This window comes from Streptomyces sp. P17 (assembly GCF_032436805.1).
In the GTDB taxonomy this organism is placed as follows: Bacteria; Actinomycetota; Actinomycetes; order Streptomycetales; family Streptomycetaceae; genus Streptomyces.
Genome location: NZ_JAVRBF010000051.1, coordinates 1 through 16,057 on the forward strand (window position 1 = coordinate 1; position 16,057 = coordinate 16,057).

Annotated in this window: 20 protein-coding genes and 1 tRNA gene; 3 read left to right on the forward strand and 18 right to left on the reverse strand. The window is 66.2% G+C overall.

Annotated features, from left to right (window positions below; genetic code table 11):
* The first annotated feature begins 83 nt into the window (after positions 1-83).
* Complete coding sequence (locus RMT89_RS28815; RefSeq protein ID WP_315886699.1) at positions 84-1,055, forward strand: Yip1 family protein; 972 nt, start codon at positions 84-86, stop codon at positions 1,053-1,055.
* A gap of 279 nt (positions 1,056-1,334) precedes the next feature.
* On the opposite strand, the gene RMT89_RS28820 is transcribed toward RMT89_RS28815, so the two are convergent.
* Both RMT89_RS28820 and dcd read right to left on the reverse strand, forming a co-directional pair.
* The gene (locus RMT89_RS28820) at positions 1,335-1,844 is read right to left on the reverse strand and encodes a phosphoribosyltransferase (protein ID WP_315886700.1); all 510 of its coding nucleotides are present in this window, start codon (positions 1,842-1,844) and stop codon (positions 1,335-1,337) included.
* Positions 1,845-1,846: 2 nt separating this feature from the next.
* Positions 1,847-2,422: a dCTP deaminase gene (dcd, locus tag RMT89_RS28825; RefSeq protein ID WP_250077761.1), complete on the reverse strand. Its 576-nt coding sequence runs from the start codon at positions 2,420-2,422 to the stop codon at positions 1,847-1,849.
* A gap of 505 nt (positions 2,423-2,927) precedes the next feature.
* On the opposite strand from dcd, the gene RMT89_RS28830 reads away from it, so the two are divergent.
* Positions 2,928-3,001: transfer RNA gene (locus RMT89_RS28830), tRNA-Gly, on the forward strand.
* A 49-nt stretch (positions 3,002-3,050) separates the two neighbouring features.
* Here RMT89_RS28830 and RMT89_RS28835 read toward each other — a convergent pair.
* From RMT89_RS28835 to RMT89_RS28900, 14 genes are all read right to left on the reverse strand, one after another.
* Positions 3,051-4,244, reverse strand: coding sequence for a tyrosine-type recombinase/integrase (locus RMT89_RS28835; protein WP_315886701.1), 1,194 nt, complete (start codon positions 4,242-4,244; stop codon positions 3,051-3,053).
* Positions 4,244-4,459, reverse strand: a complete 216-nt coding sequence (locus RMT89_RS28840) for an excisionase family DNA-binding protein (protein WP_315886702.1) — start codon at positions 4,457-4,459, stop codon at positions 4,244-4,246. The genes RMT89_RS28835 and RMT89_RS28840 overlap by 1 nt, the downstream gene beginning before the upstream one ends.
* On the reverse strand, positions 4,456-5,757 hold the full coding sequence (locus RMT89_RS28845; RefSeq protein ID WP_315886703.1) for a replication initiator: 1,302 nt from the start codon (positions 5,755-5,757) through the stop codon (positions 4,456-4,458). The genes RMT89_RS28840 and RMT89_RS28845 overlap by 4 nt, the downstream gene beginning before the upstream one ends.
* A gap of 130 nt (positions 5,758-5,887) precedes the next feature.
* Complete coding sequence (locus RMT89_RS28850; RefSeq protein ID WP_315886749.1) at positions 5,888-6,133, reverse strand: SpdD protein; 246 nt, start codon at positions 6,131-6,133, stop codon at positions 5,888-5,890.
* A 17-nt stretch (positions 6,134-6,150) separates the two neighbouring features.
* Positions 6,151-6,345 carry a hypothetical protein gene (locus RMT89_RS28855; protein ID WP_315886704.1) on the reverse strand — a complete coding sequence of 65 codons (195 nt, stop codon included), beginning with the start codon at positions 6,343-6,345 and terminating at the stop codon, positions 6,151-6,153.
* A gap of 17 nt (positions 6,346-6,362) precedes the next feature.
* The gene (locus RMT89_RS28860) at positions 6,363-6,554 is read right to left on the reverse strand and encodes a mobile element transfer protein (RefSeq protein WP_315886705.1); all 192 of its coding nucleotides are present in this window, start codon (positions 6,552-6,554) and stop codon (positions 6,363-6,365) included.
* Positions 6,554-6,754: a hypothetical protein gene (locus tag RMT89_RS28865; RefSeq protein WP_058081260.1), complete on the reverse strand. Its 201-nt coding sequence runs from the start codon at positions 6,752-6,754 to the stop codon at positions 6,554-6,556. The genes RMT89_RS28860 and RMT89_RS28865 overlap by 1 nt, the downstream gene beginning before the upstream one ends.
* Positions 6,755-6,774: 20 nt before the next feature.
* Complete coding sequence (locus RMT89_RS28870; protein ID WP_315886706.1) at positions 6,775-7,362, reverse strand: DUF2637 domain-containing protein; 588 nt, start codon at positions 7,360-7,362, stop codon at positions 6,775-6,777.
* Complete coding sequence (locus tag RMT89_RS28875) at positions 7,362-7,622, reverse strand: hypothetical protein (RefSeq protein WP_315886707.1); 261 nt, start codon at positions 7,620-7,622, stop codon at positions 7,362-7,364. The genes RMT89_RS28870 and RMT89_RS28875 overlap by 1 nt, the downstream gene beginning before the upstream one ends.
* An 82-nt stretch (positions 7,623-7,704) precedes the next feature.
* Positions 7,705-9,078: an FtsK/SpoIIIE domain-containing protein gene (locus RMT89_RS28880; protein ID WP_315886708.1), complete on the reverse strand. Its 1,374-nt coding sequence runs from the start codon at positions 9,076-9,078 to the stop codon at positions 7,705-7,707.
* Positions 9,079-9,083: 5 nt separating this feature from the next.
* Positions 9,084-9,434, reverse strand: coding sequence for a hypothetical protein (locus RMT89_RS28885; protein ID WP_315886709.1), 351 nt, complete (start codon positions 9,432-9,434; stop codon positions 9,084-9,086).
* A 123-nt stretch (positions 9,435-9,557) separates the two neighbouring features.
* Entirely contained in the window at positions 9,558-10,286 is a 729-nt protein-coding gene (locus tag RMT89_RS28890; protein WP_315886710.1) for a GntR family transcriptional regulator, read from the reverse strand.
* 92 nt (positions 10,287-10,378) lie between these two features.
* Positions 10,379-10,816: an ATP-binding protein gene (locus RMT89_RS28895; RefSeq protein ID WP_315886711.1), complete on the reverse strand. Its 438-nt coding sequence runs from the start codon at positions 10,814-10,816 to the stop codon at positions 10,379-10,381.
* A 283-nt stretch (positions 10,817-11,099) separates the two neighbouring features.
* Positions 11,100-11,840, reverse strand: coding sequence for a GntR family transcriptional regulator (locus tag RMT89_RS28900; RefSeq protein WP_315886712.1), 741 nt, complete (start codon positions 11,838-11,840; stop codon positions 11,100-11,102).
* Positions 11,841-11,939: 99 nt separating this feature from the next.
* Between RMT89_RS28900 and RMT89_RS28905 the strand changes: the two genes are divergently transcribed.
* Positions 11,940-13,037, forward strand: a complete 1,098-nt coding sequence (locus tag RMT89_RS28905; RefSeq protein ID WP_315886713.1) for a DUF1152 domain-containing protein — start codon at positions 11,940-11,942, stop codon at positions 13,035-13,037.
* 495 nt (positions 13,038-13,532) lie between these two features.
* Here RMT89_RS28905 and RMT89_RS28910 read toward each other — a convergent pair whose 3' ends face one another.
* Positions 13,533-14,333: a DUF4145 domain-containing protein gene (locus RMT89_RS28910; protein ID WP_315886714.1), complete on the reverse strand. Its 801-nt coding sequence runs from the start codon at positions 14,331-14,333 to the stop codon at positions 13,533-13,535.
* 44 nt (positions 14,334-14,377) lie between these two features.
* The gene (locus RMT89_RS28915) at positions 14,378-16,027 is read right to left on the reverse strand and encodes a DNA methyltransferase (RefSeq protein WP_315886715.1); all 1,650 of its coding nucleotides are present in this window, start codon (positions 16,025-16,027) and stop codon (positions 14,378-14,380) included.
* Positions 16,028-16,057: the final 30 nt, after the last annotated feature.

Sequence of the window (16,057 nt, forward strand, 5' to 3'; positions counted from 1 at the left end):
TACCAAGAGGTCCTGGTTGTTCAGGTCAATTCACGGATTCCCACCCGCCCGCAACGATCAGTTTGTTCACGGGCTCTTAGGGGATGTCACAGCTCGGCCGCAAAGCCGGGCCCGGACCGCCGGGCCCGGCACGTCACTCTCCGGGACCAGGTACGTTCGAGGACGTGGCTGGATTCAGGATCGGACGCGGCGGCCGGGACAACCGGACCCCGCAAGCGCGCCCGCAACAACCTCCCTACGGGCAGCAGGGGCCGTCGAACGGCTATCCCCCGCCGCCGCAGCAGCCGTACAACGGCGGCTACGGCGGTCAGAACGGCGGCTACGCCGGGCAGGGTGGCGGTTACGGCGGTCATGGCGAGCCGGAGTACTTCGGCGACGGCGCACACCATCCGCCGGCCCCGGACCCGTACGCGGCGAACAACCCTGGCCACACCCAGGCGTTCTCGATCCACGAGGACCCCTACAGCCAGGGCCAGACCTACCACGCGGGTGCGGCCCCGGCCGCCCCCGTCGGCCCCCGCCTGCACTGGAAGGACCTCCTGAGGGGCATCGTCCTCTCCCCCGCCAGGACCTTCCTCCAGATGCGGGACTTCACGATGTGGGGCCCCGCCCTGATCGTGACGTTCCTCTACGGCCTGCTCGCGGTGTTCGGCTTCGACGGCGCCCGCGAGGACGCGATCAACGCGACGCTCTCCAACGCGGTCCCGATCGTCCTGACCACTGCGATCGCCATGGTCCTGTCCTCCTTCATCCTGGGCGTGGTCACTCACACCCTGGCCCGCCAGCTCGGCGGTGACGGCGCCTGGCAGCCCACGGTGGGCCTGTCCATGCTGATCATGTCCCTCACGGACGCGCCCCGTCTGGTCGTGGCCATGTTCCTCGGCGGCGACGCGACCTTGGTCCAGCTCCTCGGCTGGGCGACCTGGGTCGCGGCCGGCGCCCTGCTGACGATGATGGTCAGCCGCTCCCACGACCTGCCGTGGCCGAAGGCGCTGGGCGCGTCGGCGATCCAGCTGGTGGCGCTGTTGTCAATCGTGAAGCTGGGCACGTTCTAGGACGGACGTACGAAAGGGCCCCCGGCGGTGCACTGGCGGGTTCTAGCGATCCCCTCAACACCCTGGATTCAGAGAGTTGTTCGAGCCCATGGGCGGCCCGTTTCGCCGGATGCGCTGTGGTGGTGTCGGCGGTTCTGCTCACCTCGTCTGTATGACCCTCGCTGACCGATCTCTGTAGAGCTACGGATCAGAAGGTCGTCAGCGTCCCCGAACAACATGAGAGCCCCTCGATGCCCCTATCGAGGGGCTCTCCCTGTTGATCTACGGAGTACTCGCAGGTCAGAACGCTTCCGTGTTCGACTTGGCCGCTTCCCCAGACTTATGTACTGGAGGCAACACACTCCACGGGAAGTTGATCCATTCGTCGGTCCGCTTCCACACGTACTCGCACTTCACGAGGGAGTGGGACTTCTCGTAGATGACGGCGGAGCGCACCTCGGCGACATGGTCGAGGCAGAAGTCGTGCACCAGCTTGAGCGTCTTGCCGGTGTCGGCGACGTCGTCGGTGATCAGGACCTTCTTGTCGGAGAAGTCGATCGCGTTGGGGACGGGAGCGAGCATGACGGGCATGTCCAGGGTCGTCCCGACCCCGGTGTAGAACTCGACGTTCACCAGGTGGAGGTTCTTGCAGTCGAGGGCATAGGCGAGCCCGCCGGCGACGAACACCCCGCCCCGCGCGATGGAGAGGACGATGTCGGGCTGGTACCCGTCGTCGGCAATCGTCTGCGCGAGCTCGCGGACGGCGGTGCCGAACGCCTCGTAGGTGAGGTTCTCCCGTATGTCACTCATGCTCACACCTGGGTCCGATGGAAGTTGAGGAAGGACCGGGAGGCGGTCGGTCCACGCTGCCCCTGGTACCGGGATCCGTACCGCTCGCTGCCGTAGGGGAACTCGGCGGGCGAGCTGAGTCGGAACATGCACAGCTGCCCGATCTTCATGCCGGGCCAGAGCTTGATGGGGAGCGTGGCGAGGTTGCTGAGCTCCAGGGTGACGTGCCCGGAGAAGCCGGGGTCGATGAACCCGGCGGTGGAGTGGGTGACAAGACCGAGCCGTCCGAGGGAGGACTTCCCCTCAAGCCGCGAGGCGAGATCGTCGGGCAGGGAGATGACCTCGTAGGTGGAGGCGAGCACGAACTCCCCGGGATGCAGAATGAACGGCTCATCACCCTCGGGCTCCACGAGCCGCGTCAGATCGGCCTGCTCGATGGAGGGGTCGATGTGGGGGTACCGGTGATTCTCGAACACCCGGAAATACCGGTCCAGCCGTACGTCGATGCTGGACGGCTGCACCATGGTCTGGTCGTAGGGATCGATCCGTACCCGCCCGGCGTCGATCTCGGCCCGGATGTCCTTGTCTGAGAGAAGCACGTCCCGAGGATACGCAAGGCGCGCGGACCGACCACCATCGGACGGCACCGCGCGCCTGCACTCTCTGCCGGTTACCGCTTCTCCAACGCCACCGGCACGACGCTGCGAAGCCGGGCACAGCGGGGACACCGGACCAGCCGTCCGGGACCGAGCCGCTCGGCCTGCTGCATCGGGAACGAAGCGGTACTGAACACGTGCCCATCGGCACATCGGACGACGGTGCGCTCCATCAAGTCCTTCGAGTCCCTTCCCCAGAGCCGCGCCCGGCTGCTGCCCGCCGGGCGACGAAGGGCCACATTACGGGATGAAAGGGACGGCCCTCCAGGCGGCACTCCGGTCCCACCCGGACCCTCTCCCACCCCTCCACCGTACGCCCCAACTCCGGGCCCCCGCAGCCGCATCCCACCCCTGAAACGCCGTCAGACCCCACGGGCCTGAACACCGGGGGTCTGCCATGAGGTACAGTAGGCGAGCATTCGGACACCGACTCCAGTCGGCGTCTTACGCGGGTGTAGTTTAATGGTAGAACATCAGCTTCCCAAGCTGAGAGCGCGAGTTCGATTCTCGTCACCCGCTCCACGACTAAGGCCCAGGTCAGAGACCCGGGCCTTTTTGCTGTCCGCTGTGATCACTCGCCGCGTGCCAGATTCGTGCCAGAACGCTGATCGTCTGGATCAACGGTGTCGTCTTCTGGCACGGCCGCAGCTTCCTGGCGTGCCTTGCGTACGGTCGCGTCGAGTCCGGCAGCAACTTCCTGCTGTCGTTCGTCGTCGGAGTGCTGGTAGATCAGCGCGGCCTTCTCGGAGGACTGGCCGGCGCGGACCATCGTGTCCTTAAGGGTGGCACCCGAGCGCGTCGACAGGGTGTGTCCCGTGTGACGAAGGTCGTAGAAGCGGAAGCCCTCGGGGACGCCGACGACGGTACGGGCCTTGCGCCACTTCCTACCGAAGCTGCTGCGGCGGAAGGCCGCGCCCTTCTCGCCGAGGAAGACGAGCCCGTTGGGGCCCTTGCCCGCGTACAGCTCCATGTGGAGGCGCAGTTCCGGGCGGAGGAACTCGGGGAGGAAGACGGTTCGGGTCCCTGCCTCGGACTTGGTCTCGCCTGGAGCCCGGCGACCGTTCGTGCGCTCCGGTTCGGCGATCCGAACCGTGATCTTCAGTGCCTTGACGTCGACGTCCCGGCGGCGGAGTCCGGCCAGCTCCTCGGGGCGGAGAGGACCGTACGCGCCGAGGTAGACCATGAGGCGCCAGCGGGGGCCGAGTTGGTCGGCGAAGGCGTCGACCTGGGCGACGGTGGCGATGCGGCGTTCGGCCGCTTTTTCCTTTCCGGCGCCCTTGATCCGGCACGGGTTGCGCTTGATCAGGTCGTCGTCCACGGCCGTCTCCATGATGCTTTTCAGGAGGCGGTACGCCTTGGCGGTCGTCGTCTTCGCCTTGGTCGTACGGAGGCGTTCAGCACGCCATTCACGGACCAGGGGCGCGGTGATCTCGTCGAGGTCCGATTCGCCGAAGGTGGGAAGGATGTGGTCGTCCAGGAGGTAGTGGTACAGGTCTTCGCTCAGTACAGAGAGCTCTCGTTCTTCCACCCACTTCTCCGCGTAGACCTTGAAGTTGACCGACCCCGCCTCAGGGTCGCGCCAGTCTCCGCGTCGGATCTCGGTCTGCTTCTCGGCAAGCCAGTCGTCGGCGTCCGCTGTCGTCGCGAAGGTTTCCGGCGCCGGTCGCATGACACCGTCAGGCCCCGGATAGCGCGCCTGATAGCGGCCGGAGGGAAGCTTTCTGATCGCGCCGAAGCGGCGACGCCTGCCCTTGCTGTTGGCCATCAGGCAGCCCTCCCGCGGCGGGTGCGGGGGCGCCTCAGCGGCTCCACCGTGCGGGTCCGGATGAACTCCTCCACCGCGCTCTTAGGGATGCGGATGTGCCGGCCGACCTTCACGTACCGGATGCGCCGTTCCTCGATCAGTCGCCGGGGGAAGCGGGCGGTCGTGCCGAGCAACTCGGCGACCTGGTCGACGGACAGGTAGCGGTCGGTCGTCATGCGGTCGGTTCCCCTTCCGTTCCGGGGGCGGGTTCGAGGGTTGCGGCAAGCCAGGTCTCGGCAGCGCTGAGGCCCGTACCGGCGAACGCCCAGTGGGCGAGGACGAGCGTGGTGTCACCGTCTTGCGTTGCAGGCGGAGCCGTCTGAGCCCGCCGCCAGTCGGCGCGGGCGGTGCGCAGGGCGCCGAGGGTGGTGGAGTAGCGGCGGGACTTGGTGGAGAAGTGGCCGCGGAAGCCGAGCATGTGGGCCCACGCCCGCAGGCGGAGGTGTTCCAGCTCCTTACGCGCGCCGAGGGTCCAGGCGGTACGGATCATGCGGCGGGCGTGGTCGCTGATCCGGGCGTGGGCCAGCTCGGCGAGGAGCCTGATCGGTCGGTCCAGGGTGCCCGTGGCCGCCTCGGCGCCCTTGGTGGCGTACTTGGCGATGTATGCCGCTACGGCCCGCTCGGTCAGGTTCTGGCCGTCGTCGAAGTCGGCGGAACGGATCGGGCGGACGTCGAGCTGACGCCCGAAGGCGAAGGTGTGGGCTCTTCCGTCGATCTGCGGGCCGTCGATGCGTGCGGCGGTCGCGGCGGCGCGGATGGCGTCGGTCAGCAGCTCGGCCGTGGCCCAGGCCGGGGGCGAGGCGTCACCGCCTTCCGGGCCGTCGAGGCGGATGACCGCGTGGAAGTGGACGGCTCCGCGCTTCTGGTACTCGGCGACCTTGGCGAAGGACACGCGGGCGTGGTCGCGGAAGGCTCGTTGGGTGAGACCGGCGCGCTTGGCGACTTCCCGGCGGAGGTAGATCGAGAAGCGCCGCCAGAGGGCACCGGCATGCGCGTTCCAGAGAACGGCCGCTTCGTAGTCGTAGGTGTCGGAGTTCAGCGGGGTGCCGAGTACGGCGTCCTCCTGGTCGTGGTGGGTGCCGCAGCGGCATGGGCGGCCGTCGGTGCGGCGGTTGTGGACCGGGCCGAAGCCGGGGGCGGTGAAGGTGGCAAAGACACGGGGGTGCGTCGAGACCCGTTCCGGGGTGCCTTTGCCGCCGCGCAGTCCGGCGGTGATCAGGTGGTAGGTGTCGCGGCGGTACGTCTCGGCGCATGCGGCACAGCGGGTTGCACGTCGGTTGTTGCAGCGGACGAGGAGCTGACCGGCGGGGAGCGCGGCGGAGTCCAGGTGGCGCAGGATGTTGCCGATCTCGCCGGTCGCCGTGTTGACGGCGTACTCCGTGCGGTGGCCGTCGAGGCGGACGGGGTGGGTGCAGCCGCCCAGGCCGGAGAGTTGGCGGGCCAGCTCGGGCATGGTGCCCAGCGAGGCCAGCATGGAGAGTTCCGCCAGCGGGGGCGGAGTCTGCCGGGTGATGATGGGAGTTCCTTTCGGCTGTTTCGGTGGTCGGGAGGGACGGCCCCGGGGCGGCGGGATGCTTGGCGGCGTTTGCCGCCCCGGCGGCCGGTCAGCGCCTGTTGGCGTTGCTGACGAGGGAGCGCAGGACCACGGCGGCGATGGCCACGGACACGGCCGTGACGGCGACCGCCGCCAGGAGCGCGGTGAGGACGATGCCGACGACGACCACAGCGGCGACCGCTCCCACGTAGGGGGTGAGCGGGCGGCCGGCGGACGGCAGCAGAGCCTGCACCTGGTGCTGCGTGGTGATGGCCGGGGGCGAGTGCGGGGTGTCGGGGAGCTGCGGGCGGAACAACACGGCGTACCTCCTTGTCACTTGTCGGTGCCGTTGACGACGCCGACCCCGGAGCGGGTGCCGGATTCGATGGCGGGGGCGAGGAAGGTGTGCGAGAGCCAGAAGCCGAACAGGGCGATCACGACGGCGACCCAGAGACGGATGCCGAGGAACTTGATCGCGGCCCAGGCGATGACACCCAGGACGAAGACGAGCGGGAGCGAGACGGTCACGGGATCTCCTCGGATGATCAGCCGACGCGGCAGCGGTGGGTGCGGGCGGCCAGTTCGGCGGCGGCGCGGCTGTCGTAGTCGGTGGAGAAGCCGCAGCGCGGTGCGGTGCAGGCGGCGGTGTGCTTCTCGCGGCCCCTGCTGTCGTAGTACGTGCCGACCTGGACGGGTCCGATGCGGACGACGCGGCGGAAGCGGGGGTTGGCGGGCATCAGGGCAGCTCCTTGGAGTCCGGGTGGTTCTCTCCGGTGAAGTCGGCTACGTGGTCGAGCAGCCACCGCCGGATCTCCTCGCCCTCGTACTCGTCGGCGGTGAGGATCACGGGTTCGGCGATGAGCATTGCTTCGGTGAGGCGGTTCTGACGGGTCAGCTCGGCGGCGCGGTTGAGCGCGCGGAGCGTAGACGGACGCATCAGCGGAAGTACTCCTGACATCAGGTGAGTTGGGCGGCGATCGCTTCAGCGAGCGGCAGCGAGACGCCGAGCCGGGCGCGAAGCGTCGGGGTGTCGATGGGTGTTCCGGTCCGGGTCCGGTGTTCGTCGGCGACCTTGCGTGCGTGGGCGACGAGGGCGGGCGGGACCGGAGTTGTGGACGACGGAGCCGGTTCGGTTTCCACGGCGGGCAGTTCAGGGGCCGAGGTCCCCGCCGCTTCGGGTTCTTCCGGCGATCCGTGAGCGAGCAGCGTTCCGCCGAGGAAGGCGACGGCAGGCCATCCGGCGACGAGGATGCGCAGCCAGGCCGGTACGGCGTCCAGGTCGAGCAGTCCGGCCGTGGCGACGTTGGCGCCGAGCGACGCAGTGAGCGCGACGAGGAACCAACACCACCCGGACGTCTTCGACCCGCCGGAGCGCAGCCGCCGCCAGGCCGCCACCAACAGCAGGTCGACGGAGACCGGGTAGGCCCACGCCTTCCAGCCGTCCTGTCCGGCGGCGGAGGCCAGGTCGTGAAGGTGGGCGAAGGACAGTGCGGCGGCGATCAGGGCTTGGACGAGTACGGCGTCCAGGCGGACGGGCAGCCGCATCACGCCTCCTCGTCCCTTTCCTTCGTGCTGTCGGGCAGGGCGGCGGCGTAGGTCTCCAGAGCCGTGACGTAGTCGGCACAGGCGGCGGACAACTCACGGGCGAAGGCGAGGTGTTCGGCGATGGGTACCCGGTCGAAGACCGACACGCTCAGCGAGTGGTCCGCACCGTCGAGGGTGAGGATCGGAGAGCGGTCCGTGCCGTACTGGCTGAGGCGGATGGTGGTGTTGCCGTCGGCGTAGAAGGCCATGGAGGCGGTCACGAGCGTTCCTCTCTCTTTTCAGGCATGGCGGGGGTAGGGACGTGGCGCGGGACGGCCGCACCGACCGAGGGAACAGGTGTGGTTACTCGGTGACCGGGCGGGGAGCGGTCACCGGCACGGAGGCGTCTACGGGCACGGGCGGGGTGTACGGCCGGAAGGGCGCGAGCGCCGGTACGTCCGGGGCGAGGTGCGCAGACTCCCGGCAGATCTCGGCGGCGGCGCCGAGGGAGAGGTAGGGAGTGCGGATACGGGACCAGCCGCCGGAGGTGTCACCGACGACGGCCAGACCAGGCAGCTCGGGAGCGATGGAGCAGGCCGCGTAGACCGCTTCGGGCGCGATGTCACCCAAGGCCATCTTGGCGGAGGCTTCGTCGTTGACGCGGTGGCAGACGCGGCCGGTCAACTGGGCCCGGAGCATGGTCGCGCCCTTGCCCAGTTCGGCGCCGAAGCGCTGCCCGCAGACTTCCAGGTAGATGCCGGCCGCGCGGCCGAGTTGGGCGAGGCGGATGAGGTGGGTGACCATCTCGTCGCGCCGTTCCTCGTCCTTGCGGGTGGCGACGAGGAAGAGTTCGGCCACCTCGTCGACGAAGAGGACGATGGGATCGGGGCGTTCGCTCTCGGGCAGTCCCCAGACGTCAGAGGTGATCTCCTCGTCCGGGGTGCCGGGCGCGATGCCCTGTCGGGCTTTGATCAGGTCGTATCGATCCTCCATTTCCTTGACCAGGGCTGGTAGCAGCTCGGCCGCTTCCTCCTGGTCCGTCGCCAGCGCGGAGAGCCTCGAAGCGAAGGGCGCCAGTTCGACACCACGCTTGCAGTCGACGCCGACCAAAGCGACAGGTTGTGCAGCGAGGCGCGCGATGAGGTGTCGGAGGTACATGGACTTGCCGGACAGCGTGGCGCCGAGGACGAGTTCATGCGGTACGGCGCGGTAGTCGCGTACGAACGCGGTCGCGTCCTCCCGCAGGGCCACCGGAACCCGCAGAAGCCCGCTGTCGACGCGGCGCGGCATCCGCACCTTGCGCAAGACGTCGTAGCCGACGAGCCGGAGTTCGACGACACCGGGCTTGACGTCCCTCACGTACACGGCGTGAACGCCCCAGGCGTGCCGCAGCCGTTCGGCCGAGGCGGCCACGTCAGCCGGTTCCTGCCCGGGGGCGAGCCGCAGCCTTACCCGCAGGCCGGTCGAGTTGGGCCGGATCACCCCGCGACGCGGGGGCACCGGCCGGACCTCCCGCCGAGTGGTGGCCCGGACGGCCAGGGCCCGCCAGCGGGACGGCTCGACGGTCAGCCCGCAGGCGTCCATGGTCGAGGAGTACGAGGCCAGCAGCCGGGCCACCGAGAGGGGCAGCCCGACCGTGGACCAGTACGCCGCCGGGTGGGCGTGCCGGGCATAGGCCGCGCCGCCTATCACGGCGAGCGGTCCGCCCAGCTCGGCCAACGTCACCAGGTCCGTCACGGCGATCAGCCCGCCTGAGCCATCTGGAAGGCGCCGGGCATGACGGCGGTGGCGCGGTAGGCGATGCCGTGCCGCTCCCGTCCGTTGAACACGCTCTGCCACGGCCGGGCGACGAGCCCCGGCAGCGAGACCGGAGCACCGACGGCCAAGCCGTCCGTAACGCCGCTCTCAGGGATGGTGACCTGAACCAGCGACGACTCGCCCTCGTCGATGTAGACGACGCCGACGGTCATCAGTGCCTCACCACTCACGGCGTCCTTGGCGATCTCGCCGGTCTGCCGGTCGCGCACCTTCGGCGACGGCGCTTCGGTGAGCAGGATCGTGGCGTTCGAGGCGTCAATGCGAATCACACGCACAGGGGTTTCTCCTTCTGAGTCGATCAACCTGCCACCTGACAGGTTGACTTAGCAAGTTCGAAGCTACGGATGCCAGGTTGACTTGTCAAGCTGGAAGTTGGTGGAACTGGCCGCGAATCAGGCTCAGTTCAGGCGGTAGGTGTCTTCCAGCTCCTGCCGGTCAGCAGGAAGAAGCACGTCAGAGACTTCCAGCGCTTGACCCGAGGCGTCGTACGCAACAACGAGGACACTGAGGACGGGAACGCCGTCCGGTAGGTCCAGCAGTTCAGCTTCGCTCCGCTCGGGCAGTCGAGCCGAAACCCGTTCCGTCACGTGATCGAAGCGAACCTTCTTCCGCGCCTCCAGGTGCGCGCGGATGCTGCCCCCCAGGGGGGCGGAACTCTCCAACTCGGTGCCCTCGATCAGGCCGGCGGGGAAGTACGACGAGACCAGCTCGACCGGTTCGCCATCCTCCTCGACCAGGAACCGACGCATGAGGACCTTGGCCCGCTTCGGCAGCCCGAGCACGGAGGCAACACGCGCCGGAACGGGGACGTGACCGACCTCCACCAGCCGCCCCGGGGCCTGGGACTCGTCACGCGCGAGAGCTTCACTCCCCCGGCGGTCCTTCTGCTCGACGACCGCAGGACGACCGCGCACGATCGTGCCGTATCCCTGCCGGGACTCCAGCCAGCCATCCCGTTTCAGCAGCTCCAGCGCCCGGACGACGGTCGGGCGGGACATCCCGAAGGCTTGCACCAGTTGGTTCTCGCTGGGCACGCGGGTACCGGGCGCGTACGTGCCGTCCTCGATGCGACTCTGAATGGTCTGAGCGAGGCGCACGTACTTCGGTGCCTCCACTTCATACGCCATGAATGCCGCCGCCTGTCGAGATTGGCCAAGTCAACCGGTCAACCAGACTAGCGACGAATCCGCCGACGCAGTACCAGCGGAGCGTATTCCCTCTATGACGGCCAGGCATCGGCGACCACGAAGGAGACCACCGTTCCTCCGAAGCGACTGGGCCCGGAGTGCCACGACTCGGCGATGGAGTCGACCAGGAGCAGTCCGCGCCCGTGCGCGTCGTCGGCGTCGGGGTGTCGCAGGCGCACGTTCGCCGGGAAGCCCGGGTTGTGCACCTCCACCCGGAGCGAGGTCCCTTCGCGGAACCACTCCACTCGGACCGTCCAGGGGTCATCCGCACGCCCGTAGCGGATGGCATTGGTGACCAGTTCCGAGATCATCAGCGCACAGTCGTCGACCGAGCAGGCCGGGTTGTACGGGGCGATGAACTTCCGGAACCAGCGCCGGGCCCGGGATACGGACTCGGCAGCAGGATGCAGGTTCATCGCTCCGAGTCGCGGTGAGTCCTGGTCGGGGTAGCGGTCGATCGTGTAGGCCATCCGGAGCTCACTCCTTGCCGCTGCCGCTGCCGTCGCAGTCGAGGCAGCGCCGCTTCGACGTGGCACGGGTACGGTCGGCGACAGTGGCAAGCGCCAGGGTCGTACGCGAACCGACACGCTTCCAGCCGCGCCCCCGGCAACCCCGGCAAGGTAAGCGCGTGCCCTGATCCGGCCGCCGACTCGTCACACCGTGCCCCCTTCCAATGAAGTGGCCTTAGCCACTTAGTGGATAGTGGCATTGGCCACTTGCCCTGCGCAAGCGGCTCGTCGAAATGACGGACCATCAGGTGAGGGGATACCCCTGCTCGAACGCCCAGCGGTGCGGCGGGTAGGTGGCTTCGGCGAACTCCAACGGCCGATCCTGCAGGTCGAACACGACGTGATGCACGATCAAGACAGCAGATCCGGGCACAAGTTGAAGGTCCGCCTCCTCCTCGTCGGTCGCCTGCCGAGCGCACATGCGATCTTCGGCGTAACTCCCCTGCCGTCCCGTCATGTTCTCGACGTACATCAAGGTGCCCTCTTGAATCCGCTCCGGCTCCAGGAGCTTGGGCGCCCGCTGCCCGACGTCCGGCGCGAACCATGAAGTGGACAGCGTGATGGGCCCGTCCTGGTTGTTGGTCACCCGCCTGCGGTGAACGGCTCGACGGTCCTTGACCAGGCCCAGCGCCTCGGCGACGTGATCGGGCGCGTCCAGCCAGCCGGCCGACGTGATGACGGCGTACTCACCGGGCGTGTAGATCTTGCCCGTCTGCCGTGCCCGACCGTACAACTCACGGGCCCGCCGGTTCACTTCGAGGCTTCGCACGTACGTGCCGGACCCCTGCCGTTTCTCGACGAGCCCCTGATGACTCAGCGCCTCCAGCGACCGCGCGGCCGTCGGCCTGGACACCTTCCAGTTCGCCGCCAGTTGCCGTTCCGACGGAACCTCGTCCCCCGGCCGCAGGTCACCCCGAAGAATCTGATCGCGGATGAAGTGCGCGATCTGGAGATACTTCGGCTGAGCCTCCTCGATCTGCGGCATGAGCCCTCCTCGTTCAATGCAACGCAAGCGGCCAAGTGGCTATGGCCTCTAGCCACTATAGGGTGAGTGGTCAACGCCGGAACCCGTACCCTTGAGCCCATGACGCGGTTGATCGTCGCAGCAGGAGGAGGGGGCGACGCAGTCGCCGCCGCAATGCTTGACGCCGCCCTGTACGGCGACGGCGACGACCAGGCGGTGATCCTCACCTACGCGTGGGACCGCTTGCTGATCGACCCGGTACCGGGCCCCCGAGGACCGGACGACTTCACCGGCCTCGAACCGATCACCCCGACCGTGTGGCAGGTGCCAGCGGAGGCGCGCCCGATTGCCCCGGCAGGTTCCACACTCCCCCGACTCGCCGCAGAGCTCCCGCACGCATTCGCGCTGATCGATCCCAGGCAGGGCGCCGAGGGAGTCACACGCCAACTCGAACAGCTCATCAGCCACTTGGAGCCCGAGTCGATCGATCTCCTCGACGTAGGCGGGGATGCGCTTGCACGCGGAGACGAGCCCACCCTGAAGAGCCCGCTCGCCGACGCCCTCACACTGGCAGCGTGCGGCCAAGTGAACGCTCCTATCAGGCTGTTGATCGCAGGCCCCGGCCTCGACGGCGAACTTCCGCTCGCCGACCTACGCGGCACACTCGGCCCACTCGTCCACACCTTCACCGCGAAAGACGCCGAGCCGATCAGCTCGGTCCTGGAGTGGCACCCCTCCGAGGCAACCGGAATGCTCGCGGCGACAGCCCGAGGCGTACGCGGCACATGCGAAGTACGGGACGCGGGACTTCCCATCCCCCTCACCGACGAGAGCCCGACAGTCCACGCGGTCGACCTGGACGAGGCACTGAGCCGCAACGAGTTGGCCCGCGCGATCATGGCGACGGCCACCCTGGACGAGGCGGAAGCACTGAGCCGAGAAATCTGCGGCTTCTCGGAAATCGACTACGAACGCAACAAGGCCCTGTGGCTCAAGGAGCAGCCGCCAACGAGGCTCGACGCCGAGTCGCTGCTACCCGCACTCGCTCGGTTCGAGGCAGAGGCCCGAAGCCGCGGAGTCACCCACACGACGTTCCGCCACCTCACCGAGGCCCTGAACCTCGACGGCACCCAGCGCGATGCCCTACGCCGGCTGCTCATCGACAGCCGACCGGAGCAGTACGCGGCCCCCCTGTGGCACATCCCAGCCACCACCTGAGTAACAACCTTCTTCACGGGTTCAAGGCGGCTCGCTCCGCTCCCCGCGCGCGGCCCGGCCCCCGGCCGGGCCTGCGCTCCTGTCTCCGCCCCGCTCCAGCCCGGCCGGTGTCCGTGCCGCGCGCACGGCAATCAGGCCGCTTAGATTTGGGAAAACAGGCGCCTCCGGCGGGGGCGCTCAGGCTCCGAGATGGAGGGGGCGTCGTCTGCGAGTGCCGGCCGGAGTAGTGGCGGGTGCGGGGAACTCCCATCCCGCCTGCCATCGACCCAGGCAGAGCCGAGCAGACGTGGTCCCTGGCGTCCAGGTCGTTCGTACAGCGGCGCGCTCCACCTGGACGCCAGGGACCACGCCCGCTCCACGGTGTGTGGGTCGACGGCAGACGGGATGGGAGCCGGGGCGAGTGATGGGCTGAGGTGTCTTGACGCAAGCACGCAATTCAGCGGGTGGAACATTCGGAGAAGGACAACGCATGTGACAGTCCCTCAACGAGCCCTCTCATCTACCACCTGGGTTCTTGGGCGCCTTACCCTTCGTCTTGATAATCTGAGCGGCTCGTCTCTGCAGTTCACGCTCACGGGGGTCATACACCAGTTCCAAAGCGCGAGCGAAATGCTCAATCCCGTTCAAAGCATGATCCAGCGGGATGATTTCACTTTCATGACTTCCGGCATTTCCGATCCACTTCATGGCCATGAGCTGAACCCCCGCTGGCTCATTCACTTGATTGAAGAGTTCGATACGCGCATGCGTTGAAAGTCGAAACCTCTTCCCTCTCCTATCTATTCCAAACTTTTTCACTCGCTTATGGTTCAACAAGCACTCGATTGCCGAACGAATCCTATTAGCAGCAGCATTCGGATCCGACAACAGGACTCGTGACGCTGACGCAATTATGTCCTGCAGATCCTCAGGTGTTCCTTGCGGTAGCTCTATCAGTGGAAGCTCAGGAAGTATATGCCTAACCGAGTAACCCACAAGGTAGGGGTCATCTTCGGATCCCTTGACGCTTGCAGGACCCCACTCTAGGCTCCACTCACCTACAACGATATGCCTGTTTCCGCAAGGGAGGCGGGGACACTTTAACTCACCATAAAAGAAGCCGAAGGGATCGGATTCCTCCACGTCCGAGTCAAGGGATTCCGCCGTCTCGCGCAGTTCAAGACTGGCGAAGCTTTCGAACTTTTCGATCCTTGGCTCCAGCGTGATTTCTCCGCACTGCGGGCAGAGGATCCTCGGCCACTCAGCAAAAGGACCAGCAAGCTTCTCAAACTTCGCTCGGTCAAAACTAATCCCCACGCTCCCACCCAGGTTTATGTTGGTAACCGCTGCGCGCAGCGTGACTAGCCGAGGGTCATCTGCTCCGCTTCCACCTTAGGGCGACGTCGCGCCTGATAGTAAGGCAGGAGACTCGTGGGAACATTCGGGCGTACACCAGAGAGGAGTTCAGCTACGCTAATGATCTGAACCTTCGGATACTTCTGCCCATTAACCGGATAGGTGTATGTTCCTGAATGGTTGGCCGCTTCCCGCATGGCAGGAGTGGGGTTCCTCAAAGTAATGAATACTCCCATGGCGGCCTTGTTTGACTCTACCGTTCCAATCAGATCCCGCACATGGCTAGGCCCGGTAGCCCCACCTTTGACTGACACTAGAACACGCTCGCTGGTGCCACGCCTGTCTACAGGAATACGAATGACGCCGTCGATTCCCTTGTCGCCAACCTGCTTCTCATTCGGCTGGCCATCGACAAGCATTACACACCAACGTTCGAACTCGAATGGTGATTGCTGGAAAAGCTTTTGAGCGCCATCGACGTCGAAGGGGATACCGAGGATGTCATATCCCTCAGTTATTGCTTCGCCGTAAGTATGACGTAGGCGCGCGTCGATCAAGTCGATAGCCAAAGTAGTGATGTCTATCCCGATCCACCGCCGACCAAGGCTTTGGGCGGCATCAATGGTGGTTCCACATCCAGCGAACGGATCAAGAATGACATCTCCAGGGGAAGAGGAGAACTCAATGATACGCCGCAGCAACTCCACCGGCTTTTGAGTCGGATAACCAAGTCTTTCCGCTGCGCGTGAGTTAAGCGGTGAGATCTCAGTCCAAACATCACCTAGGGGCTTACCTCGCTGCTCATCTAGATAGCGTTTCAAGCGCGGCACGCGTCCAGGAGCTGTTTGTACTACCAGGCCTGCATCGTATGCCGCCTGCATACGCTCCTTTGTCCAGCGCCACACCCTGGTAACACCCAAGAACTCATAGGTAAGGTTCGGACGATCTGGGCTAGGATTGATGAGACTCGTTAGTTGGTAACGGCGGCCGCCGGAATCGATTTGCGAGTACTTGGCCAGCGTTTTCTCGTCTAGCTCGTCTTCCTTGTATGGCTGGAATAGCTGGTCATCATTCCAGAGAGCATCTTCGGTCTTTCCGTAGGCCAGGATCACGTCATGATTCGAGGGGAGGCGTCGGGACATAAGAGACTTGGCCTGAGTGCGCCGCCAAATGATCTCATTCCGGAAGTTGGTCGGCCCAAAGATGGCGTCAAGTAAAATCTTGAGATAATGGCTGGCCGTCGGATCACAGTGCAGGAAGAGAGACCCTGTGTCCTTCAACACCCTGTGCAGCTCGATCAATCGAGCCACCATCATCGTCAGGTATGCCAGGACATCGTTCTCTCCGACAAGCTTCCGAATAGCCTCTAGGGCATCCTTTACGGCCGTCGATACGTCACTCTCCAGTAGCTCCTGGAAGAGGTTCTCCGTCTCATAGCTCCACACCCAGGTGTCACCGAAGGCTTCGATCTGGGCGGGTGAGTCGTCGCCGTTTCTCTCCTTAAACAGGACGTTGTAAGACCTGTTGGAGTTGAACGGCGGGTCGAGGTAGACCAAGTCGACGCTTGCATCTGCGAGGTGTTCGCGCATGATGCCCAAGTTGTCGCCATAGTAGAGCTGATTGGGCTTGCTTGGAGACGTAGCGGTCCTGGCCATGGAGAGAGCTTGCCAGAAAAAGATCCCCAA